At 68.9% G+C, this 22,088-nt stretch carries 19 protein-coding genes; 9 read left to right on the top strand and 10 right to left on the bottom strand.

The window, feature by feature from the left end; all coding sequences use genetic code 11:
* Position 1 precedes the first annotated feature (1 nt).
* Positions 2–1,474: an acyl--CoA ligase gene (locus tag IT182_18800; protein MCC6165399.1), complete on the bottom strand. Its 1,473-nt coding sequence runs from the start codon at positions 1,472–1,474 to the stop codon at positions 2–4.
* Between the two features lie 21 nt (positions 1,475–1,495).
* Between IT182_18800 and IT182_18795 the strand changes: the two genes are divergently transcribed.
* Positions 1,496–1,921, top strand: coding sequence for a hypothetical protein (locus IT182_18795; protein MCC6165398.1), 426 nt, complete (start codon positions 1,496–1,498; stop codon positions 1,919–1,921).
* A gap of 33 nt (positions 1,922–1,954) precedes the next feature.
* Here IT182_18795 and IT182_18790 read toward each other — a convergent pair whose 3' ends face one another.
* Positions 1,955–2,869: a hypothetical protein gene (locus tag IT182_18790; protein MCC6165397.1), complete on the bottom strand. Its 915-nt coding sequence runs from the start codon at positions 2,867–2,869 to the stop codon at positions 1,955–1,957.
* A 57-nt stretch (positions 2,870–2,926) separates the two neighbouring features.
* Here IT182_18790 and IT182_18785 point away from each other — a divergent pair, with 57 nt between their 5' ends.
* On the top strand, positions 2,927–4,087 hold the full coding sequence (locus IT182_18785; protein ID MCC6165396.1) for a DUF2062 domain-containing protein: 1,161 nt from the start codon (positions 2,927–2,929) through the stop codon (positions 4,085–4,087).
* 15 nt (positions 4,088–4,102) lie between these two features.
* On the opposite strand, the gene IT182_18780 is transcribed toward IT182_18785, so the two are convergent.
* Genes IT182_18780 through IT182_18760 form a run of 5 tightly spaced genes read right to left on the bottom strand, consistent with a single transcriptional unit; the run spans position 4,103 to position 9,995 of the window.
* A complete protein-coding gene (locus IT182_18780) occupies positions 4,103–5,152 on the bottom strand; it encodes a metal-dependent hydrolase (protein ID MCC6165395.1) in 1,050 nt (349 codons plus the stop codon).
* Positions 5,153–6,136 (bottom strand): lysophospholipid acyltransferase family protein, encoded by a 984-nt coding sequence (locus tag IT182_18775; protein MCC6165394.1) that lies wholly within the window; start codon positions 6,134–6,136, stop codon positions 5,153–5,155.
* Positions 6,133–6,819, bottom strand: a complete 687-nt coding sequence (locus IT182_18770; protein MCC6165393.1) for a glycosyltransferase family 2 protein — start codon at positions 6,817–6,819, stop codon at positions 6,133–6,135. The genes IT182_18775 and IT182_18770 overlap by 4 nt, the downstream gene beginning before the upstream one ends.
* The gene (locus IT182_18765; protein ID MCC6165392.1) at positions 6,816–9,275 is read right to left on the bottom strand and encodes an MMPL family transporter; all 2,460 of its coding nucleotides are present in this window, start codon (positions 9,273–9,275) and stop codon (positions 6,816–6,818) included. The genes IT182_18770 and IT182_18765 overlap by 4 nt, the downstream gene beginning before the upstream one ends.
* 24 nt (positions 9,276–9,299) lie before the next feature.
* Complete coding sequence (locus IT182_18760; protein MCC6165391.1) at positions 9,300–9,995, bottom strand: outer membrane lipoprotein carrier protein LolA; 696 nt, start codon at positions 9,993–9,995, stop codon at positions 9,300–9,302.
* On the opposite strand from IT182_18760, the gene IT182_18755 reads away from it, so the two are divergent.
* The 6 genes from IT182_18755 to IT182_18730 all read left to right on the top strand — a co-directional run bounded on the left by IT182_18755 (position 9,994) and on the right by IT182_18730 (position 17,346).
* Complete coding sequence (locus IT182_18755; GenBank protein MCC6165390.1) at positions 9,994–11,241, top strand: hypothetical protein; 1,248 nt, start codon at positions 9,994–9,996, stop codon at positions 11,239–11,241. The two genes, IT182_18760 and IT182_18755, sit on opposite strands and share 2 nt — an antisense overlap.
* Positions 11,242–11,352: 111 nt before the next feature.
* Positions 11,353–12,108, top strand: a complete 756-nt coding sequence (gene fabG, locus IT182_18750) for a 3-oxoacyl-ACP reductase FabG (GenBank protein ID MCC6165389.1) — start codon at positions 11,353–11,355, stop codon at positions 12,106–12,108.
* A 7-nt stretch (positions 12,109–12,115) separates the two neighbouring features.
* Complete coding sequence (locus tag IT182_18745) at positions 12,116–12,376, top strand: acyl carrier protein (GenBank protein MCC6165388.1); 261 nt, start codon at positions 12,116–12,118, stop codon at positions 12,374–12,376.
* A gap of 13 nt (positions 12,377–12,389) precedes the next feature.
* The gene (locus IT182_18740) at positions 12,390–13,226 is read left to right on the top strand and encodes a polysaccharide deacetylase family protein (GenBank protein MCC6165387.1); all 837 of its coding nucleotides are present in this window, start codon (positions 12,390–12,392) and stop codon (positions 13,224–13,226) included.
* Positions 13,211–16,099 carry a hypothetical protein gene (locus IT182_18735; GenBank protein MCC6165386.1) on the top strand — a complete coding sequence of 963 codons (2,889 nt, stop codon included), beginning with the start codon at positions 13,211–13,213 and terminating at the stop codon, positions 16,097–16,099. The genes IT182_18740 and IT182_18735 overlap by 16 nt, the downstream gene beginning before the upstream one ends.
* Positions 16,100–16,128: 29 nt before the next feature.
* Entirely contained in the window at positions 16,129–17,346 is a 1,218-nt protein-coding gene (locus IT182_18730; GenBank protein MCC6165385.1) for a beta-ketoacyl-[acyl-carrier-protein] synthase family protein, read from the top strand.
* 124 nt (positions 17,347–17,470) lie between these two features.
* Here IT182_18730 and IT182_18725 read toward each other — a convergent pair whose 3' ends face one another.
* A complete protein-coding gene (locus IT182_18725; protein ID MCC6165384.1) occupies positions 17,471–18,772 on the bottom strand; it encodes an inositol-3-phosphate synthase in 1,302 nt (433 codons plus the stop codon).
* A 69-nt stretch (positions 18,773–18,841) separates the two neighbouring features.
* Between IT182_18725 and IT182_18720 the strand changes: the two genes are divergently transcribed.
* A complete protein-coding gene (locus IT182_18720; protein MCC6165383.1) occupies positions 18,842–19,744 on the top strand; it encodes a LysR family transcriptional regulator in 903 nt (300 codons plus the stop codon).
* A 74-nt stretch (positions 19,745–19,818) separates the two neighbouring features.
* Here IT182_18720 and IT182_18715 read toward each other — a convergent pair whose 3' ends face one another.
* Positions 19,819–20,880 (bottom strand): zinc ribbon domain-containing protein, encoded by a 1,062-nt coding sequence (locus IT182_18715; protein ID MCC6165382.1) that lies wholly within the window; start codon positions 20,878–20,880, stop codon positions 19,819–19,821.
* A gap of 99 nt (positions 20,881–20,979) precedes the next feature.
* Positions 20,980–22,065 (bottom strand): SPFH domain-containing protein, encoded by a 1,086-nt coding sequence (locus IT182_18710; GenBank protein MCC6165381.1) that lies wholly within the window; start codon positions 22,063–22,065, stop codon positions 20,980–20,982.
* Between the last annotated feature and the right edge of the window lie 23 nt (positions 22,066–22,088).

The raw sequence follows: 22,088 nt of genomic DNA, 5'->3' as shown, positions 1-22,088 counted from the left end.
CTTACGCATTCGTCTTCGACAGTGCGCCGATCACCGCCGCTCTATCTATCTTGCCTCGGTCCGTCAGAGGCAACTGTTGCACGGCGATCACGACGCGGGGGAGTTTGTGCGGCGCGAGATGAGGGGCGAGGGCTTCGCGCAGGGTGCGGGCGTCCCATGGATGGTCTGATTCGACACAGGCGGCGAGGGCCTGGCCGCGGACGCTGTCGTCGATGCCGACAGCAACGGCGTCGCGCACGCCTGGCAGCGCGCGGATTGCGGCTTCCACTTCTTGTGGCTGCACCTTGCGGCCGGCCACGTTGACGAACGACGGCAGGCGACCGGTGAGGACCACCGTGCCGTCGGCGTCCATGCGTGCGTAGTCGCCCGTGAGGTACGCGCCGTCGACGCGATCGTCCGTGTCGCCCGCGTAGCGATCGATCACGGCGGGGCCCGACACACGGACGCGACCCGAGCCCTCAGGCGCGTCGGGATCGGCAACGAGCTCGACGTGCGTGTCGCCCATCGCCTGTCCGACGGGCACGCGCGGATCGAGTGCGTCGTTCGCGTCGAAGCAGATACCGCCCGTTTCGCTCGACCCGTAGAACGACCGCACCTTCAGGCCGGTGACCGTGTGGAAGGCGGTGACTGTCTCGAACGGCAGGCGCGCGCCTGCCGACAATACGAGTCGCAGCGACGGGAGCGGGGGCAGCGCCTGGTGACGGGCGAGGTGCTCGAACATGAACGGCACGCCGGCCAACGTCGCGAGTGCGCCATCGATGATGTCGGGGCCGACCTGCGTGGGCACGAACTGCTGGCGGAGCAGGAGTGGTGATCCCTGCCAGAGCAGCGGCAGCAGGAGATTGCTGAAGCCGTAGGAATGCGACAGGGGAATCACGCCGAGCTGTCGCGTGCGCGGACCGATGTCCATCGCGTCGGCGATCTGTTGCACATCGGCGATGAGATGACGCTCTTCCGAGCACGTGACGCGCGGTTCGCCTGTGCTGCCGGATGTGAGTTTGAGTACGGCTGCCGGCGCGTGGCGGCCGGGAGTCGGCATCACGTGAGGGCGCCACGCGGCGACACCCTCGGCGACGGGCACGTCGCGACGCAGCGTCACGCCGTCCGCACCATCGTCGGGCGCTCGCAGATCGACCGCATCAGGTACGAGTACCGCCGCGGCGTCCCAGCGAGACGCCAATGCGCGCAGTTGCGCCGGTGGCGTGCTCTTGTCCACCGGCATCAACGGCAGGCCTTCGCGCAGGCACGCGAGCAGGACGGACGGCATCGCCCACGTGTTGCCGATGCAGGCGATCACGAGGTGGCCTCGCGTCAGGTGCTGCGCGGCCAGCGCCGACGCCACTCGGCGTGCGTGTTCATCGATGTGCGCCGCCGTCAGCGTGCGCGATTCGCTTGGTGCCAGGAGGAGCGTGTCGCCGGACCTGTCGCGCAGTACGGCAGCGAAGGCATCGGCGAGTGGCGAGAGGGACGACATGCGCTGAGCGATGATAAGCCCGTGGATCCTCTCTCGTTGTTGCCCCACGCGCTGCCGATGCGACTGGTCGACGAGGTCGTGTCGATCGACCCGGGACGGGAGGCGGTGTGCCGCCGGCGGACGCAGCCCGACGACTTCTTCTTCCAGGGGCATTTCCCCGGCAACCCCGTCGTGCCGGCGATCGTGCTGATCGAACTGCTGGCGCAGACGGGCGGGCTCGCGGCTGGCGCGCCGCACCCGGGTGAGCCTGCCGTGCCTTGTGCGCTGCGCGTGGCGGCGGTCGACGGATTCAGGTTCCCGGCAGGATGCGGCGCGGACGTGACGCTGGAAGCCTCGGCCCGCGTGGCGGGACGCATGGGCGGCCTCTACAAGATCGAGGGGACCGTGACAGCCGACGGCGTACTGGTGGCGAGAGGGAGTCTGACGTTGGCCGACGTCAGACGGTAGGGCCGGCCCTCCGAGCCCGGCCTTACGAGAAGGTCAGAGCGCGGCGATGCCCTCGATCTCCACGAGGAGATCGGCGCGGCAGACTTCGGCCTGTGCGAACTCGATGTCGGCCACGTCGCCGAAGCGGGATTCGATGAGGCCGCGCACGACGGCGTGATCGTCGGGCCGCACGATGTAGACGCGCAGGCTGGTGAAGTACGCCTTCGCGCCTTCCTGGCCGCGCCGGGTCTCGGCCGCCGCGAGCAGCGCGTCGAGATTCTCGAGGGTCTCCAGCGTCTGCGCGTGGACGTCGCCGATGTGCACCGTCGACTCGCCGCGAATACTGGCTGTCCCCGCGACCAGCAGCCACCACATCCCACGCACGGGCCGCGCCAGCATCGTCGCTCTGGCGAAACATGGCGGACGCGGGCCGTAGCGCTGCGAGTACCGATAGGCGGGCACCTGGCGCGGGTTCTCCACGGGTTGACCCGCGTCGATGGTGGCCAGGCAGTGGATGGCGAGGTCGTCGCCGAGGACGCCGACACCCGATGCAGATGCCAGCGTGTGATCGAACGCGTTGGGCGACCCGTGCCAGTGCTCGAACGCGGCGAAGCGCCCGCCGTTGAACACCATGTACCGGTCGAGGTCTGGCCCGCAGGGCGTGTGGATACGCGGGACGAAGTTCCAGAACCGCACCGGATGGCGCTGCTGCGCGTTGAGTGTGGCGGCCACCGACAGGTAGGCGTCCTTCACGTACGTGTGGAGATCGTCGGGCGGCAGCGCATGCGCGCGCGGGATCGAGATGGCGACGTGCGTGAACTCGGGGCCCGTGCGTACCTCGACCGACCCGGACGCCGTGTCCGCGTGCGAGCGGATGGGCTCGGGGCCAAGCAGATCCTCTACCCAGACGGGCGGGTGCGGGGCGAGGGGAGCGAGCGAGACCGGCGTCGTGGCCGTGAATCTGGGCATCACTGCACGGCGACCCCGCAAGCAGACACGCGGGACGAGTCGTCATAATACCTGAAGATGACCACGGCTCCGTTGGCGGGCAGCTCCCGGGCGCTGTCGCGTGCGTCGCGATTGCAACGCGCGCTCCACACGCTGCGCACCGAGGGAGACACCCGCATCAGGGAGTCGCTGGCGGTCGGCCTGGGCCTGACGATCGGCTGCACCCCGTTCTGGGGGATCCACCTGGCGCTGTGCTGGCTGCTCGGCCTGATGTTCAGGCTGAACCGGCTCAAGATGTACCTGGCTGCCAACGTCATCAACCCCCTGATCATCCCGGCGCTGCTCTATGCGGAAGTGCAGGCCGGGGCGGTCATCCGTCGTGGCAGCGCCCTCACGCTCTCGTGGGACATGCTCGGGCGCGACCGCGTGTGGAGCTTCGGCGCAGACCTCCTGGTCGGCAGCCTGGTCGTTGGAGTGATCGTGGGCGCCATCGGCGCGTTCGTGACATACCTCCTCCGCCGCCCGGCCTCCGACCCCTTCCTCCAGGTCCTCGTCCGGCGGGCCAGCGACAGGTATCTCGACTCGGGCATCACCGCCTGGGAATTCGCGCGCGGCAAGCTCTCGGGCGATCCGGTCTACGCCGCGGCTCTCGGCTCGACATTCTCGGGAGCGACAGGAACGCTGCTCGACATCGGATGCGGACAAGGACTCACGCTGGCACTGGTGGCCGAAGCGCAGGCCACCGCCGCGCAGGGCGAGTGGGATACGACGCGGCCGGCGCCTCCCGCGTTCTCACGTCTCGTCGGCGTCGAGTCGCGGCGGCGGGTTTCGCAGATTGCCGCGCGCGCGCTCGAGCACGAAGCGGAGATCACCAGCGCAGACGCGCGCGATCACGGCCTGCCGAACGCCGACGTCGTGCTGTTGTTCGACGTGCTGCACATGATGCCGGACGATGACCAGCGGACGCTGCTGCGGGCGGTGCGTGCGACGCTCGCGCCGACGGGCCGCCTCCTGGTGCGCGAGGCAGACACCGACGCCGGCTGGCGGTTCGCGATGGTCAGGCTGGGCAACGCCCTCAAGGCGCTCGTGACAGGCAACTGGCGCCAGCGCTTCGCCTTCCGCTCGCAGCGCGAATGGCGCGCGCTCCTCGAAGAGGAAGGCTTCACCCCGCACGTGCAGCCCATGGCCGAAGGCACGCCGTTCGCCAATGTCCTGATCACCGCGTCGCCGCGCTCCTGAGTCTCGAGCCCGTAACTACTCCATCATCCAGCGGCGTGGCGATCGCCGTTGCAGATGCCCGCCCAACCACACGAGCGCTTCGACGGGACGCTGATCGGCGTCGTACGAGCCACCGAACCAGAGCGCGCAGCGGACGGGGCCTGTCGCTGGCCTGACGTCCTGATGCGGCACGTCCTCCTGGGCGTCGTATCGCTCCGAAGGGTCCCAACAGAAGCGCGCATCGGACCAGAAGACCACGCGGCTCCCATCCTCGTTGTGCCGCTCGGCCGCGAACGCGAACTGATGCGTCGGCACGAAGTTGTGGGCCGTGGCGAAATCAGCGAGCGAGGCCTGCGCGAACGGCGTGTGCCGCTCGGGTGGGATGTCGAAACGCAGGCGTGCTTCTCCGGTCCAGCCGTCGATCGACCATGCCCTGATGCGTCCATCGGTGGTGCGGTCGAAGAACGCCCAGCCGGCCACCGATCCCCACTCGGCTTCGATGGCCACGGCGTCTGTAGCCGCCCCCACTGCGCTCGCTGCCTGCTCGTACGCGCTGGTCGCCCACGCCCGCGTGGTGAGCCGTGCCGCGCTCACGACGGCGAGCAACGCCATCACCAGCGCCGCCGCCGTGCGTGGGACGCGCGGCCACACCCACAGGGCGAACGCGCCGACCAGCAGCACGACGAGCGCACCGGGATCGGCCATCGCTGCGATCGGGGCCGAGATCAGTCGATCCGAGACAGGCCAGAGCAGCCGGATGCCGGCGCCTGAATAGAGGTCGAAGAACACGTGGCTCAGCACGCCGAGCCATGCGGCGAAGGTGAGGCCGACGAGGGACGTCGAGGGGGCCCACGTCCGCACGAACGCGCCAGTTGCCAGCGCCACCAACGGCGTGCCGGCGAGCGCGTGCGTACCGGCGTCGTGCCACCGCAGGTAGACGTCCCAGCCGACAGCCATGATTGCGGCGTCGACGTCCGGTGCAATCCCGCCGAGCACCGTCGCGGCCACCACGCCGCGCGGCAGGTCGCGCGCGGGGCGCAGCGCGGCGACCATGCGCGCGAACAACAGGTGTGAGACAGGGTCCACTTACGGAACGTCTCGCATGGCGGTGGGCGTGGCTTCGATCGACGATGCAGCCTGTGCGTCGTCTGCGGGCACATCGCCCTGCGTGTCCCAGTACCTGTAGAACTGGTACCAGCAATCGGGGCGTGCGGCGATCTCGCGTTCGAGCAGCGTGGCCATGCGCTGCGCGGCGCGGTGCACCTGCTCGTCGCGATCGGCGGTGCGATCCAGCAGGATCGGATCCTGCGGGCGTGCGCGGAAGCGGCCGCGTCCTTCGCGAACCAGGAAGATGGGGACGAGCGGCGCGCCGGTCAGATACGCAAGCAGCGCAGGCGCACCAAGGAAATGGGCGCGCCGTCCGAACATCGTCACAGGCACGCGATCGCGTCCGACGTGACGGTCCATCAACATCGCCACAGCGCGCCCTTCCGACAATCGCCGGCGGATCTGGAGGGGCGTGTCGAGCGACTGCCGCACTTCGATCGTGTCGGCCTCGAGTTCCTCGCGCACGCGGTGCCTGATCGCGTTGACGGTGGGATCGGGCTCCGGCATCGCCACGACGGACAACGGGACGCCAAGCGCCTTCATCAGCACGGCGCCCGCTTCCCAGTTGCCGAAGTGTCCCGTCACGAGGATGGCGCCGCGTCCGGCCGACAGCGCGTCGCGGAGGCGGTCCGATCGTTCGTACGAGAAGCGTTCGAGCACCGTCTCGCGCGACCACGACAGCGCGCGCATGAAGTCCATCCAGTCGTCGGTGTACGTGTGACAGGTGCGATACGCGCGCCGCCGCAACTGCCTCTCCGTTTCATGCGGGAACACCGCGCGGAGGTTGTCGACGATGGCGTCGCGCACGCTCGGCATCAACCGGCTCACCAGCCAGGCCCCGGCGTGCGCCACGGGCCACGAGATCGGCAACGGCGCATACCGCGATCCCAGGTAGCTGCCGCCGACGATGAAGGTGCCGTTGAGACGGTGGGAGACCCATCGCACCGGGGCCTGCGTGTTCATCGCCTGTCCTTTCCGCTGGGGCGCAGGAACCTGTACACCAGCGCCAGCACGATGTTGCGCGTCGTGTCGCGCACCGGCCTGATCTTGCTCGACTGTCCCGCGTACACGGCGCGGATCGGGACGCGTGCGATGCGCGCGCCGCGCCGCGCGAGCTTCACGATCATCTCCGTCTCGAACTCGTAACCCGTCGCTTCGATCGGGATCTGTCGCAGCACGTCGGTCCGCATCACGCGGAAGCCCGATTGCGTGTCTGCGAGGTCGACGCCCATCAACGTGGCCAGTGCCCAGCTCCCGATCACGTTCGCCCAGTAGCGCGACGCCGGCATCTCCTCGCGCACGAAGACGCGCTCGCCGATGACCATCGCCGCGCCGGATCGTTCCGCCTCCGCCAGCAGCGCGGGGATCTCCTGGGGGCGATGCTGCATGTCGCCGTCCATGAACAGCACGTGCGTCACGTCGCCCTGCAGGATGCGCGACAACCCGGCGCGGATGGCGGTTCCCTTGCCGCTGTTGGCGTCGAGCCGCATCACCTCGGCGCCCGCGGCGGCAGCGACGTCACCTGTCCCGTCCGTCGAGCCATCGTCGACCACCAGCACGCGATCGACGTGCGCGATGGCTCCACGCACGACATCACCCACCGCGCGCGCTTCGTTGAACGCGGGGACGAGCGCGCACACCTTCATCGCGAGGCCTCACGGCCGAGGATCCACGCCGGCAGGACGAGCATCGACGCAATCATGGCCGACGAGATGGTGGCGACCGAAACGAAACCCAGGGACTGCAGCGGCCCATACGATGACCACATCAGCGTGCCGAATCCAGCCACGGTGGTCGCCCCGGCCAGCAGCAGCGCGGGACCCACGAGCGACAGCGCCTCCGAGATGCCGACTCCTTCGGCGCCGAGCGTCGGATGCAGCAGGTGGATGCCGTAGTCCACGCCGATGCCGAGGAACATCAGCACGGCGAAGACGCTGAACAGATCGAGCACCACGCCGGCCCAGCCAAGCAGCCCCAATCCCCAGATGATGCCGCACGCCGTGGGCAGCAGCGACAGCAGCGTGGGTCGCAGCGCGCGGAACTCGAGCCAGATCAGCAGGATCACGACGCAGGCCCCCACGCCGAGGCCGGCACCGAGTTCGCGCGGAAGACGCGCGGCGAGCGCGGCGTTCACGAGCGGCAAGCCCGTGAGGACCATGCCGGGTTGCGCCGCGACCTGCGCGCGCAGGTGTTCGACGGCGTCTGACGTCACCGCAGTTGCATACGAGGCCACGAGGAAGTCGGCGCCGTCGTGTCGCACGAAGCGCCCGGCGATGTCACCGAGCCCCCGCGCGTCGAGCTCGTCGAGCGTGATCGCCTGCGCGGGATCGAGCAGGCGCGTGAGCCGCTCGCGGAACGGCTCGAACGTGCCTTCGACGAAGCCCTGCGCATCACCCGCGCGATCGACATCGTCGGCGAGCCGCGCGCGCGTGGCCGACAAGGCAGCGATCGACGCCTGCCGTGCGTGCTGGACGTCCGCCGATGGCAGCAGGACGCCGGGGCCGACGTGCGCGAGTCCGGGCGTGTCTCCGAGTCCGCGATCGAGGGCCTCGTGCGCGGCAAGCAGCGGATCGAGCGCCGGCCCGCGGCTGATCACGAGATACAGGTCCTTGGCGAGACCGAAGCGCTCGGTGAGCGTGGTCTCGAGCGCAAGGCCTGCCGTGACCGGACGCAGGCGCTCGATGCGCGGATCCAGGCGCAGCTTCGGGAGTCCGAACGCGAGAGGGATCGTGATCGCGAGCGCGACCACCAGAATCACGACACGGTGTCGCGAGACCCATGGTCCGAAGCTCGGGATCGTGAGGTCGCGCGTGTGCTCGACCCACGCGCGTCCAGGGAGCCCGGCCACGAGCATCGTCAAGGTGAGGAACGCGGTGATGAGCATGCCGAGACCCACCACGAGTCCGAGCTGCTGCAGGCTCGGGAAGTTCATGAACCAGAGCCCGAGGAACGTCGCCGCCGTCGTGACGGCACCGAGCACGATGCTCACCCCCACGCCGCCGAGATCGCTCACCGCTTCGAGCGGCGTGCGGCCACGCGCCAGCCGTTCGCGATACGCGACAAACAGCAGCACCAGCCCATCGTCTCCGAGTCCGAAGAGCATCGCGGAAGCACCCGTCGCGGCAGCCGAGAGCTGCACGCCCGCCACCTGGTGGACCGCGAGCGTGAGGAGCGTGCCGAGCAGGATCGGGAGGGCGCCGAACAGCACGAGCCACACGTTCCTGAATGCGAGGTAGAGCAGGCCCAGCACGCCGACGAGCGACCACACCGTGTTGTCGACCGCCTCCCGGCGCATCAGCGCCTCGGTTTCGATCGCCGTGCGATGGCCGCCCGCGACGTCCATGCGTGGCGGTGCGAGTTCCTCGTCGGCCCACACGGGCGCGGCTTCCGTGCGGACGCGGGCTTCAGCGGCTGCGATCTGGTCCAGCAGTTCGCGCGCGAATGCCGTGTCGAAGGGCGGCTGCGCGGGATGGACGACGAGCAACTGGCCCCGCCCGTCAGCGGCGATGTAGCCGTCGGACTGTCCGGGGTTCATGCGCAGGACGCCTGAGGCGCCCTGCAGGCGCGCCGCCGACAGCTCGAACCATCCGAGAGGATCGCGTTGCGCCATCGCCTTGATCTCCGGTGCCGACAGCGCCAGCAGATCGCGCGTCCGCGCCACTTCCGTCGATATGCGCGCCGGTGCCATCCGCGCGACGGCCTCGTCGAAGCCGTGCGCATCGAGGAGGAGCAGTTGCCTGTCGGCGAGGTAGGCCCAGTCGCGCGTGTCGTCCAGTTGTCCCGTGTCCACGCGCGTCACGTCGGGCAACGCGCGCAGCGCATCGGCCAGCGCGTCCACGTAGTCGCGGTAGTCGGCGATGGACCCGTCTTCCGGCGCCTCCACGTACACGTACAGGGCGTCGAGGCTGCCGAAGTGTTCGAGGTACGTCTCGAAGGCGTCGACCGCACCCGCTTCACGTGGCATCAACTGCAGCACGTCGGTGCCGAACCTGATGCGCATCACGGGCACGAGGCTCGCGAGCGTGAGCACCGCAGACAGCGCGAGCACGAGCCAACGCCGGGCCCGCGCCCCTGTCATCAGGGCCTGAATGAGACGAGTCACGACGACGTCACGGGTGGAAAGCGATCAGCGCGTGGGCGCGACGGCAAACGCGCTGGCGTCCACTGACGGGTTGATGCGGACGTCGCTGAACTCCATGAGGCGCGTGTCACCACCGGGATAGTCCATGCGGAGTGCCCTGAGGGCGAGGCTCTCCTTGTCGATCCAGAGGTTGACGCGCGACACGCCGTCGCGCATCTGCGACCGCTTCGGCACGAACGTCACGTGCCACGTCCCGGCCTTGTCGGCGGCGTCGACGGCCGTGATGTCGAAGTGCTTGCGCAGTTCGGCCGGCGAGGAGATCACGAAGAACCGCTCGGCGCGGCGCATCGTGCCGCGGATGTCGCGCGTCTCCTTCATGCTGCGCGAAGGCCAGTCGATCGAGAGCGCGTTGCCGTTCACGATGACGGTGCGCGGGTCGTCGCCCGTGTACTGCAGTCGCACCTGGTTCGGGCGGCGCCCCACGAGCGTGCCGCGCGCGATGTGTGGCGCCTTGAGCAGGGTCGACGTGTTCGTCTCGACGAAGGTGGCCGAGATCGACTGGAGGGTCGCCTCCGTCGGCGCGCCACGACGGTAGATCTCATCGAACAGATCGGTGGCGGCGCGCGATGTCGACGTGCCCTGCTGCGTGGCGGTACCGGGCGCGGCGCTCACGAGTGCGCCGGCCATCCCGAGGGTCGCAGCGATGGCGAAGACACGTCGAAGTGCTCGTTGAAGAGCCATGAATCGAAATGGTAACGTACCCGTCGTGCCACGACAGGCCGCAATCACTGGGCTGGCGGCCTGCTCCAGTCTCGGCCAGACGTCTGCCTTCCTCGACGCACTGCTGGCCGGCCGATCCGGCATCCGTCCCATCACCACGTTCGATCCGTCCGCGTGCCGATCGCGGCTCGCTGCCGAACTGCTCGACTTCGACGCAGCGCCGTTCATCGCGCCGATGAAGCTGCGCCGGATGGACGAGGTCGGCGCGCTGGCCGTGGTGTCGGCACGTCTCGCGCTGGAGTCTGCCGGTCTGCCGCGCGTCGACGGCGGTTACGACGATGTGGGTGTGGTGCTGGGGACGTGTACGTGCGGCGTGCATTCGACGGGAGAGTTCCTCGACCGACTGCTCGACCTCGGACCGACGGGTGCGCCCGCGCTGCTGTTCAGCAACACGGTCGGCAATGCCGCAGCGAGTCTCATCGCGCTCGAAGAGGTGCTGCGTGGTCCGAACACGACGGTGAGCTACAAGGAGGCATCGGGGCTCGCGGCCGTTGCGCACGCCGCCGATCTGGTGCGGGATGGGCGCGCTCGCGCGATCGTCACCGGCGGCGTGGAGGATATCTACGACCTCTACTTCCAGGTACACGACTGGTTCGGCGTCTTGTCGTCGAGTGACAGGCATCCCGAGGGCGCGCGGCCGTTCGACGTCACGCGTAACGGGTTCGTGCTGGGTGAGGGCGGGTACCTGGTCGTACTCGAAGATGGCGCGCGTGCCGCCGATCGCGGGGTGCCGATCCTGGGGGAAGTCGTGGGCGTGGGGGCCGCGTCAGCGGTGACGGCGGTCAACGCCTGGCCGACTGACAGCGAGCCCCTCGTTCGCACGATGCGTCTGGCGTTGGCCGAGGCGGGCATCACGCCCGGCGACGTCGGGGCGGTCTACGCTGCTGCAAACGGTGCCGGAGACTTCGACACCATCGAGGCCGATGCGATCGCGACAGTGTTCGACCGCCACGCTCCGCTCGTGACGTCGATCAAGGGTGCCGTGGGCGAAGGCGGCATGGCGGGCGCGGCGTCGCTCGTCGCGGCCGTCCTGGCCGGCCGACGCGGCCTCGTCGTCCAGACCGCCGGCCTCACCACGCCCGATCCCCACCTCGCCGCGCTGCGGTACGTCATCGGCGCCCCCGCCCCCCTGCCATCGCCCTACATCCTCATCAACAGCTTCGCGAGTGGGGGTGCGAGTTATTCCCTCGTCTTGCGCGTCAACTGACCGCCGGATGAATCCGGCGGCTACACCTGACCGGTTGCCGGTTGCCGGTTGCCCGTTGCCGGTTGCCCGTTGCCGGTTGCCCGTTGCCGGTCTGCTAGACTCTCCGCCTGTGTGTCGTTCGCATCGCTAGCCTTGACGGGCCGGGTGGCGCTGGTCACCGGGGGGACGCGCGGGATCGGGCGTTCCATCGTCGACATCCTGGTTGGTCGTGGGGCCGCCGTGGCGTTCACCTACCGCCAGCGCGCGGATCTGGCGCATGAGATAGTGGCCTCGATCGAGGCAGCCGGCGGCAAGGCCTGGGCGGGCCCGTGCGACGTGGCCGACGAGGCGCAGGTGCAGGCGATGGTGGCCGACGCCGCGGCCGCGCTCGGGCCGATCGACATCCTGGTGAACAACGCCGGGGTCACGCGCGACGGCTACCTCATGATGATGGACCGCGAGAAGTGGGAGTCCGTGCTGCGGCCCAATCTCGACGGGGCTTTCTACTGCACGCGGGCCGTCGTGCGCGGAATGCTGGTCCGGCGGTGGGGGCGCGTGGTCAACATGACCTCGCCGAGTGCCGTGGCGGGGTTGCCCGGGCAGGCCAACTACGCGGCGTCGAAGGGCGGCCTCATCGGGCTGACCAAGACGCTCTCGCGAGAACTGGCGCCCAGAGGCGTGCTGGTGAACGCGGTGATGCCGGGACTCATCGAGACCGACATGACCGCAGCGATTCCAGAGGCGACGCGTGAGGCCCACCTGCGCAACGTGCCCGTCGGTCGACTGGGTACGACGGCCGACGTGGCCGAGGTGGTCGCGTTCCTGAGTTCAGATGCCGCCGCGTACGTCACCGGACAGGTGATTGGCGTGGACGGCGGTCTCGTGTAAGGCAGTCATGACTGATCTCCGCTCCGACATCAAGGTCGCGATCGTGCGCGCCCTCAAGCTGCCCATCGCACCAGAGACGATCGACAGCGCCGCCCCCCTCTTCGGAGCGGGCCTCGGCCTCGACTCCATCGACGCGCTCGAACTCGTGCTCGAGATCGAACGCTCGTTCGGCGTCGTGATCGGCGACGAAGAGACAGGCGGCAAGGTGCTGCAGTCTGTCGACGCCATCGCCGAGTACATCGAAGCCCAGCGCGCCGCCGGAGCCTGATGGCGAGTGGCCGATGGTCAACGCCTTCACCGTCGACGTCGAGGAGTGGTTCCACGTCTGTGGCGTCGATGACCGCCTGCCCGCGTCGAGTTGGGAGACGCTCGAGAGCCGCGTCGTCCCCACGACGCGCGCGGTGCTCGACGACCTCGCGGAGTTCGGTCACCGCGCAACGTTCTTCATCGTCGGCTGGGTGGCGGAGCGGCATCCGACCCTCGTGCGCGAGATTGCTGATGCCGGCCATGAGATCGGCCTCCACGGCTTCTGGCACCGTCGCCTCTTCGAACTGACACCAGACACGTTCCGCCAGGACCTGCGCGACAACATCGCAGTCCTCCAGGCCGCAGGCGCCGGCCCCATCGTCTCGTTCCGCGCACCGGAATGGTCGCTCAACGAACGTGCGCCGTGGGCGCTGCCGATCGTCGTCGAGGAGGGCATTCGCCTCGATGCGAGCCGTGCGCCGGTGGCTCGCGTGGGATCGCCGTCGTACCCGCGTCGCCCGTATCCCATCGCCACGATGGCGGGGGCGTTGCTCGAAGTGCCGCCCCTGGTGGGGCGACTGGCGGGGCAGGCCGTGCCGCTCGGATGGGGATGGGGACTGCGCAAGGCCGATCCGTCGGATGTCGTCGCGGCCATCGCGGAGTGCAACCGTCTGGGCGATCCCGCCGTCCTTACCGTGCACCCATGGGAGATCGATCCCCAGCCGCCCCACGTCCGCCTGCCGGCGCCGCTCGCCTTCGCGCACTACTACCGTCTCTCCGGCTTCCGCGCGCGGCTTCGCGAGGTGCTGGCCACCGCGACGTTCGGACCGTTGTGCGAACTGCCAGACGCCGCGGCATGGCTCCACGGCTGATCCTCGCCGCGCTCGTCTTCGCCGGCCTGTTGGCCTCGCCGGTCGTCGCGCAGGAGACGCGCCCGATCGTCCCGAGGCTGGTCTTCGACATCGACGGGCAGGCGCCCGCGCCGCCCGCAGGCCTGCCTGTTGCCGCGCGCGTGGCTGTTGCGGCCGTCGATGGAGCGAGCGACGCGCGCCTCGCGCTCGTGCGCGGCTGGCCCGTGTGGCTGGCCATCACCGGAGCCGACGCTGATGACGTCGACGCGCAGGCGTGGGCCGTTCGCGTGCGTGAACTCGTGACAGGCGTGCCCACCCTCGCGGCCGTGGAACTGCAGGTCACGGGTGCTGACCCGCGACGCACGGCATTCCTCGTGAAGCTCGCGGCCGTCGAGATTCGCGCGCGGTCGAGTGCCGTGCCGATCGTGGTGAGCGGACTGACCACCGCGACGCGCGATGCCGTGCTCACCTCTGACGTGGCGCCGTCGGTCGACGCGTCCGCCGTGTCGAGCGCGACGATCGACGTGACAGCCGATGCGGCATGGATCGCGGATCGCGATCCGGACGCGTCTCTCGTCGAACTCGACGTGCCGCTCCCAGCCGAGGCCGTGTCGCGCACGTTCCTGGCGCGCGAACTCGCGCGTCTCGGCAGTCCGATCGCCGCGCGCGGTTATCGCGTGTCTGCGTCCGACATCCGGGAGGTGATGGCTGTCGTCGATCGCCTGCGCGACGTATATGCGGGCGAGATGTCCGGCGTTGCCGCGACGGGCGACACGCTCGTGCTGCGCGCGGGTGAGGAGGATGTGACGGCACGTCATGCGCCGCGGCTCCTGTTCAACCTCGCCACGCTCGGCACGTACCTCGCCATCGAGACGCACGCCCCCGGCGAGCAGGTCCTCGACGTGTCGATCGTGTTGCCGTCGGCCGGCGACGTCGTCGTGCGCGATCCGCTGTCTGGACGCGATCGCCGCGCCACGCGGACCACGCGAGACGATCGCGCGCAGCGCACCCATGCGACGGTGGTGCTGCCGGGGCCGGGGTCGTGGCTGCTGGACTTCAATCACGGCGCCGACACGGCGTTCGTGCAGCGCGAAGACGTGACGGGCGCGCGTCAGTTGTCGGTCGAGGAGATCCTGGCGCGTCACCAGGCGCGCCAGGCGGTGGAGCGCGACGCCTCGCCGCGCTACGTGATGAACGCGCGGATCCAGCAGTACTTCCGTCCGAGCGTCACCGACCCGGGGTTCGACGTCATCACGGAGAACCGCTTCTTCGTCGATCGCGTCGAGGGCACCGAGTGGGAGGAGCGCGAGTTCAGCGTGAACGGCGCGAAGTTCGGTGAACCGCGTCCGCCGTTCCCGTTGCTGCAGCCCGAGAAGGTGCTCACGCCGCCGCTCTCGATCGAACTCGATGCGAGGTACCGCTATCGGCTGCAGGGCACGGCCACCGTTGACGGGCGATCGGCGTGGGTCGTCGCGTTCGAACCGCAGCGCGGCGATCGGTCGCTCTACAAGGGCACCGTCTGGATCGATCGCGAGACGTACGTGCGGCTGCGTCAACAGGCCGCGCAGACGGCCCTCACGGCCCCCGTGATTTCGAGCGATGAAGTGCAGGACTACGCACCGGTACGTACGACGTCCGGCACGGAAGTGTGGCTGCCCGCGCGCATCTACACGCAGCAGTTGATGCTCATCGCCGGCCGCAACCTGCTCGTGGAACGCCGCACGACGTTCGACGCGTACGCCATCGATCCGCCCGACTTCGCCGGCCAGCGTCACGAGGCCCGCGCCGGATCGCGGACGATGTACAAGGACACCGATGTGGGGGTGCGGTACTTCGTCAAGGAGGGTGATGGACGCGTCGTGAGCGACGTGGCGACAACGCGCGCCAAGGCGCTTGCGCTTGGCGTCACGGTGGACCCCGGCTTCAGGTTTCCGCTACCCATCGGCGGTATCAACTACCTGAACTTCCGCTTCCGCGGGCGGCCCGACACGCAGGTGGCCGTGCTCTTCGCGGGCGTGCTCGCGGCGGGGAACATCCAGCGGCCGAAGGCCATCGCCAATCGCATCGACGCGTCGATCGACTTCTTCGCGATGGCACCGCCGTCGACAGATCGCCTCTTCACGAACGGAGGCGAGCGCAAGGAGGAGAGCCTGCTCACGTGGCCGCTCTCGACGGGACTCAATCTCGGCTGGCAGGCGACGACGTACCAGCGCGTATCGGGTCAGTATCTCTTCCGCTTCGACGGCTACGTGCGAGACAGCACGACGGCCGACGGGTACGTCACGCCGACGAGCACCGTCACCAACGGCGCGGGCCTCTTGTACGAGTACCGTCGCGGCGGCTACGCGGTGACGGCCAACGGCACGTGGTGGCGCCGCGCGTCGTGGCGGCCGTGGGGCGAGCCGGAGGCGCCCGTGCAGACGTCGCCGACGTACGTGAAGTACCAGGCAACGGCCACCAAGGTGTTCTACCTCGGTCCCTTCAGCAAGCTCATCGTCAATGGCGCGTGGTTCGGCGGGCGCGATCTCGATCGCTTCAGCCAGTACCAGTTCGGGTTGTTCGACGACACGAAGATCCATGGCGTGCCGTCGGCGGGCGTGCGGTATGGCGAGCTCGCGATGGCGCGCGGGCAGTATTCGTTCAACCTGCTCGATCAGTACCGCGTGGACCTGTTCGTCGATCGGGCGTGGGGGCGCACGCGCGGTGGTGGGCTCACGGGGCTCGCGGCGGTGCCCTGGGAGCCGCTCACGGGCGTGGGCGTGGCGTTCAACGTGCGCATCCCGCGTCGCGTCGCGTTCCTGCGCGGCGAGATCGGCCACAGCTTCCTGCCGCGCCGCTACGACGGCCTCGGTTCGACGACGTTCCAGCTCATGCTGATGAAGCCGCTCGACTGATCGACGGCCTTGTGAAACGCTTGACGGACATGTCAGACACGAGAGTGGCCATCACGGGCATCGGGATGATCTGCGCGCTGGGAACGCAGCGGCAGGCCGTGTGGGACCACATGCTTGCCGGCCATTGCGGCATCGGCCCTGTCTCGCTGTTCGACACGGAGGGATACCGCAGTCGCATCGCGGCGGAGGTGGATCTGTCGGACGTACAGGCGCGGTTCACGCCGTATCAGCGCCGGCGATGGTCACGCAGCGACATGATGGGCGTGGTGGCCGCGCAGGACGCGCTGGACGATGCGGGCCTGCTCGATGGACGTGTGGACCGCACGCGCATCGGCGTGATGCTGGGGGCCGGCACCGGCGACCTCGTGCGCAACGAGTCGTACTACTTCGACATGCGCCGCAAGGGCATCGACCACGCGCGGCCCACCTGGATTCACGGACACTTCTCGAGCACGCCCGTCGACGTCATCGCCGCGTACTTCGGCATCGAGGGCGTTCGCTCGTGCCTGATGGCCGCGTGCTCGTCGAGCACGATCGCCATCGGCCAGGCCGTCGACGCGATCAGGCGCGGACGTGCCGACGCCGTGCTGGCGGGTGGCACAGACGCGCTGTCGCGGTTGACGTTCGCGGGATTCAACGCGCTCCGGTTGATGGATCCCCAGCCGTGCCGTCCGTTCGACGCGGGCCGCCAGGGCATGAACATCGGCGAGGGCGCCGCCATCCTCGTGCTCGAGGACTGGCATCGAGCGCGTCACCGCGGCGCGCACGTCTACGCGGAACTCGCGGGTTACGCATTCACCTGCGAGGCCCATCACCCGACGGCTCCCGAGCCAGAGGGCCGTGCGATTGCCTCGACCATCAGGGCCGCGCTCGCCGATGCGGCGGTCGATGCGGCAGACGTGACGCACGTGAACACGCACGGCACGGCGACGCCGCAGAACGACAAGGCCGAGGCCCGTGGCGTGCGCGTGGTCTTCGGCGATCGAACATCCTCCCTCCCGGTGACGTCATTGAAGGCGATGATCGGCCACTGCCTCGGCGCCGCCGGTGCCATGGAGGCCGCGGCCCTGGCGATGACCATCGACAGGGGCGTCATTCCGCCGACCATCAACCACGCGACGCCGGACCCCGACTGCGCGGTGGATCTCGTGGCCAACGAGCCGCGCGAGGTCGCCGTGCCGTGCGCCGTGTCCACGTCGCTCGCGTTCGGCGGCAACGACTCCGCGCTCGTGCTGCGGCGCGCATGATGAATGCCGAATGCCGAATGCCGAGTGCCGAGTGCCGAATGCGAGCCGGGCCGGCCGCCGGACCGCCCGTGCCCGCGACGCGCACGGCCGTTGGACGGTCAGGCCCTGCGGCAACCGCGCGTGGTCATCCGGCCTCCGAGTGCGTGACCGGAGCCTCGCCCATCCACTCGCGCAACGTGTTCTTCAGTTTGGTCTGCTGGATGAACAGATCGTGCTCGGCGGGCGCCGCGCCGGCTGCCTGCGGTGACTTCAGGTAGAAGCTGAGCCACTCCTGCACGCCGGACGCTCCCGCGCGCTGCGCGAGGTCGAGCAGTAACGCGAGATCGAGGACGATGGGCGCCGCCAGGATCGAGTCGCGACACAGGAAGTCGACCTTGATCTGCATCGGATAGCCGAGCCAGCCGAAGATGTCGATGTTGTCCCAGCCCTCCTTGTTGTCGCCGCGCGGCGGATAGTAGTTGATGCGGACGACGTGATCGAGTTGGCCATACAGGTCCGGGTAGACCGAGGGCTGCAGGATGCTGTCGAGCACGCCAAGCTTGGACACCTCCTTCGCCTTGAAGTTCTCCGGGGCGTCCAGGACCTCGCCGTCCCGGTTGCCGAGGATGTTGGTCGAGTACCAGCCACGCAAACCCAGCATGCGAGCCTTGATGCCAGGCGCCAGAAGGGTCTTCATCCACGTCTGCCCGGTCTTGAAGTCCTTGCCGGCCATCGGCACGCCGTAGACGCGCGCAGCCTCGATCATGCACGGCAGATCCACCGACAGATTGGGGGCGCCGTTGGCATACGGCACGCCGCTGCGCAGCGCTGCGTACGCGTAGATCTGACTGGGTGAGATGTTGGCGTCGCCGTCCTCGAGGCCCTGCTCGAACGACGCCAGCGTCTGATGCACCGCCGACGCCTCCTGATAGGCCTCGGTGGAACCGCACCACACCATGACCATGCGGCTGCAGCCGTGTTCGGCCTTGAAGGCGGCGATGTCGTCGACGAGCGCCTGCGCCTGGGCCCACTTCGATGCCTGCGTCTTGACGCGGACGCCGTCCAGCCGCGACACCCATCGCTTGTCGAAAACGGCCGGCATCGGCACGATGGCTTGCAGGTCGGCGGCGATGGGCGCCAGATCGGACTCGTCGAGCACGCCCGAGGTCCGACACGCTTCGAGCGCGTTGACCGTGAGCGGATCCCAGCCGCCGAACACGATGTCGTCGAGTCCGGCCAACGGGACGACGTCGGCGATCCGGGGGTTGCGACCGCCCTCGCGAGTGCCGAGGCGGATGTGCGCCATCTGCGTCAGCGATCCAATCGGCGGCTTCAGGCCCTTGCGGGCCGCGAGGACGCCTGCGATGAACGTGGAAGCGACGGCGCCCATTCCGGGCAGGAGGATACCGAGCGTGCCGGTCGCGGGGGCGATGGAGCGTGGAGGCATGTTGACGACAATAAGTAGCGCTTCATCATATGTATAGTTCGTGAAGCATTGCTAAACTATGCTGCAGCGATGCCACAGTTGCCCGACCTGACGATTCGCCAGCTCGAGTACCTGATTGCCGTCGACGAGGCGCCGACATGGGCCAGGGCCGCCGCGATGGTCGGCGTCAGTCCCTCGGCGCTTTCCCAGGGGCTCGCCGAACTCGAGAAGCGGATCGGCATCACGCTCTTCGACCGCGATACCCGCCGGCGACGACTGCGTCCGTCGTCGGCTCCGGTGGTGGCGCATGCGCGCCAGGTCCTCGGCCTGACGACCACGCTCGCGCAATGGGCCGACCGCCTCAAACGCGGCGCGGCTGGACGCGTCCGGCTGGGGATGATCGATGTCGCCGCGGTCGTCCACTTCCCCGACCAACTGCAGGCATTCCGGGCTGCGCACGTCGACGTCGAGCTGCACCTGCGGATCGCGCCGTCGGCAGCGCTGCTCAAGCTGCTGGCGGCCGGACACCTCGACGTTGCGGTCTGCGTTGCGCCCCCGCATGCGTCGCCGCAGTTTCTGATCCAGCCGCTGTTGACCGAAGCGCTCGCCGTGTACGGCCCGCCGGGGCGCCCCCTCGGGCCGCCAGCGACGTGGGGACCGTGGGTGCTGTTTCCCGCCGGGTCGCATACGCGGAACCTTGTCGCGGCGCAGCTGCGCAAGCTCGGTGCTCCGATGGATGTGGTTGCCGAGAGTCACCAACCGGACGTGCTCCGCGAGATGGTCCGCCTCGGAGCCGGCTTCACGGTCCTGCCCACCGCCCAGGCCGAAGATGGGGCGAGGCCCCTGGACCATGGCCGGCCGATCGTCACGCGTCGGCTGGTGATCGCCACCCATGCCAGTGCCGTTCGCGACGCGGCGGTGGACCTGTTGATCGAGCGGCTCGGCTCGCCGCGCCGCACACGATCGCGCGCACGCCGTCCGGCGGCAACGTAGAACCCGCCTCCGAGCCAGCTGAAGTGAAGCCCCTGGCCTCCATCTGAGTCCCGGCGCCGATTCGTGAGGTCGCCTCAGCGATTCAGGATCGCCAGCAGGATCAGGACGCCGATGATGATCAGCGCCACCTTGACCCAGCTCACGGGGTAGGTGCCGCCCATGCGGCCGTTGGAGGCGTTGACCACGAGCTGGTACGGGGTACGTCCGTACATGTAAGTCATCACGTACACCGGGACGAGCACGTGCTTGAACGTGCGGTCGCTCCAGACGGGCGCCAGGCGCAGGTTCTGGTAGGTGTCGCCGGGGATGGCGGCGATGCACATCTCGCGCACGCGGGCGTACATCCGATCCTGACCGGACTCCGCCGCGTCGCCGAGCGGCACCTGGTACTGCTCGACGACGTGACCCGACAGGTAGGCCGTGTCGTACGGCACGAGCTCCTGCGTGGGAAAGGGCTCGATCTGCGCGAGCAGGCCGCGCTCGACCCCGCGCGTGCCGGGGATCAGCAGATCGTCGAAGAAGTGATCGACCACGCCTGCCGCGTGCGACCACTTGACGCGGCGCACGTTGTTGTTGCCCTGACGCTCGTAGTAGTACCTGCCTGCTTCGGCCTGCCACCGACAGTGCACGCGCGCGTCGAACGTCCAGTACGGGATGTACAGGCCGTGCAGCGTATCCACGAGCGCCTTGCGCTTGAACGCGTTGGGGGCGAGCCACTTGCTCGAGAACCAGTGGCGCACCGTTTCGCGCACCTGCGCTTCGCTCACGCGGAACGGCAGCAGACTCGACGGCGTGATCGGAGGCGCGATCGCCGCGTAGTCCACCAGCGCCGGCGACCCGCAGAACTCGCAGTTCTGGCCGACGCGCGCGGCGTCGTACACCATCACCGCCTTGCAACTCCGGCACTGCACGCTGCGCGTCTCGGCTTGCCAGCCGCGATGCTCGGCGCCCGTGTCGCGGAGCACGCGCTCGAGATCGAGCTCCGCGATCGGGCCGCCGCCTTCCGTGAACTGGTACGCGGACTCGGTGCCGCAGAACGGACAGACCAGCCGCTGCCGGGCGGCGTTCCACACCGCCTGCGCGCCGCACGCCACGCACAGGTGCTTCTGGAGCGCCGTGATGTTGTCGGGCGGGATGGGTGGCTGGGACGTGGACACGGACGAGTGTCTCCGAGACGAGCAACGGCCGGACGAAACGCCCGGCCGTTGCAGATCGTGGTGCGGCGGATCCGGAGATCAGCTGGCCAGGTACGAGTCGAGCGCCGCCTTCGTGATGCGGTACGTGCTGCCGATCTTCTTGGCCTTCAACTCGCCCGACTCGATGACCGCGAGCACGTCGGCTTCGCCCACTCCGAGGACCGTGGCCACGTCGGCCACGCCGAGCAGGTCCACCGTCGGCAGCGCCGCGGCGGCACCGGCGGCAGCGGCACCCACCGCACCACCCGCCACCGCCGGTGTCGACGGTGCACCACCGAGTCCCTGCTGCATCATCTGCTGCGCGATGCCGAAGCCCACGGCCAGTTCCGACGCCATGCCGGCGGCGCCGGCGCCGCCACCAGACTCGAAGCCCTTGGCCATCTGGTACTTCACGAAGTCGTTGAGGTTGCCGATCGCCGCCATGCTCGATCGCTTGTCGATCGCCTCTTCCACCTCGGGCGGCACCGACACGTTCTCGACGATGAACGACGGGATCTCGATGCCGTACTTCGCGCTGATGAGCGGGTTGATGAGCGGCAGCAGCGCCTCGCCGAGCTCGCTGTAGCGCGTGGCCACGTCGAGCACGGGCACCGCCGACGTCGCGAGCGCGTCGCTGAAGATGCTGACCACGCGCGACCGCATCGTGTCGGCGAACTCGTCGAGCCTGAAGTTGTGGTCCGAGCCCGCCACTTCCTTCAGGAACAGCTTCGTGTCGGTGACCTTGAAGTCGTACGTCCCGAACGCCCGCGCCCTGACAATGCCGAAGTCCTTGTCGCGGAGCATGATGGGGTTGCTGGTCCCCCACTTGTTGCCCGTGAACAGGCGCGTGTTGACGAAGTAGATGTCGACCTTGAAGGGCGACTCGAACCCGTACTTCCACGACTGCAGCTTCGTGAGGACGGGGATGTTGTCCGTGGTGAGCCGGTGCTTGCCGGGCCCGAACGTGTCGCCGAACTCACCCAGGTAGACAAACTGCGCCGCCTGCGATTCGCGGACGATCAGCTGTGCGCCGTTCTTGATCGCCTTGTCATCGTCCGGGAACCGGAACGAGATGGTGTCGCGAGAGTCGTCGGTCCACTCGATGACCTCGAGCAGCTGTCCCTTGATGAAGTCGAAGATCCCCATCGTTCAGTTGCCTCCGTAGCGGG

This window comes from Acidobacteriota bacterium (genome assembly GCA_020845575.1).
Classification (GTDB): domain Bacteria; phylum Acidobacteriota; class Vicinamibacteria; order Vicinamibacterales; family Vicinamibacteraceae; genus Luteitalea.
Note: the sequence above shows the minus strand (reverse complement) of the source record. Positions and strands in the feature narration are given on the sequence as shown.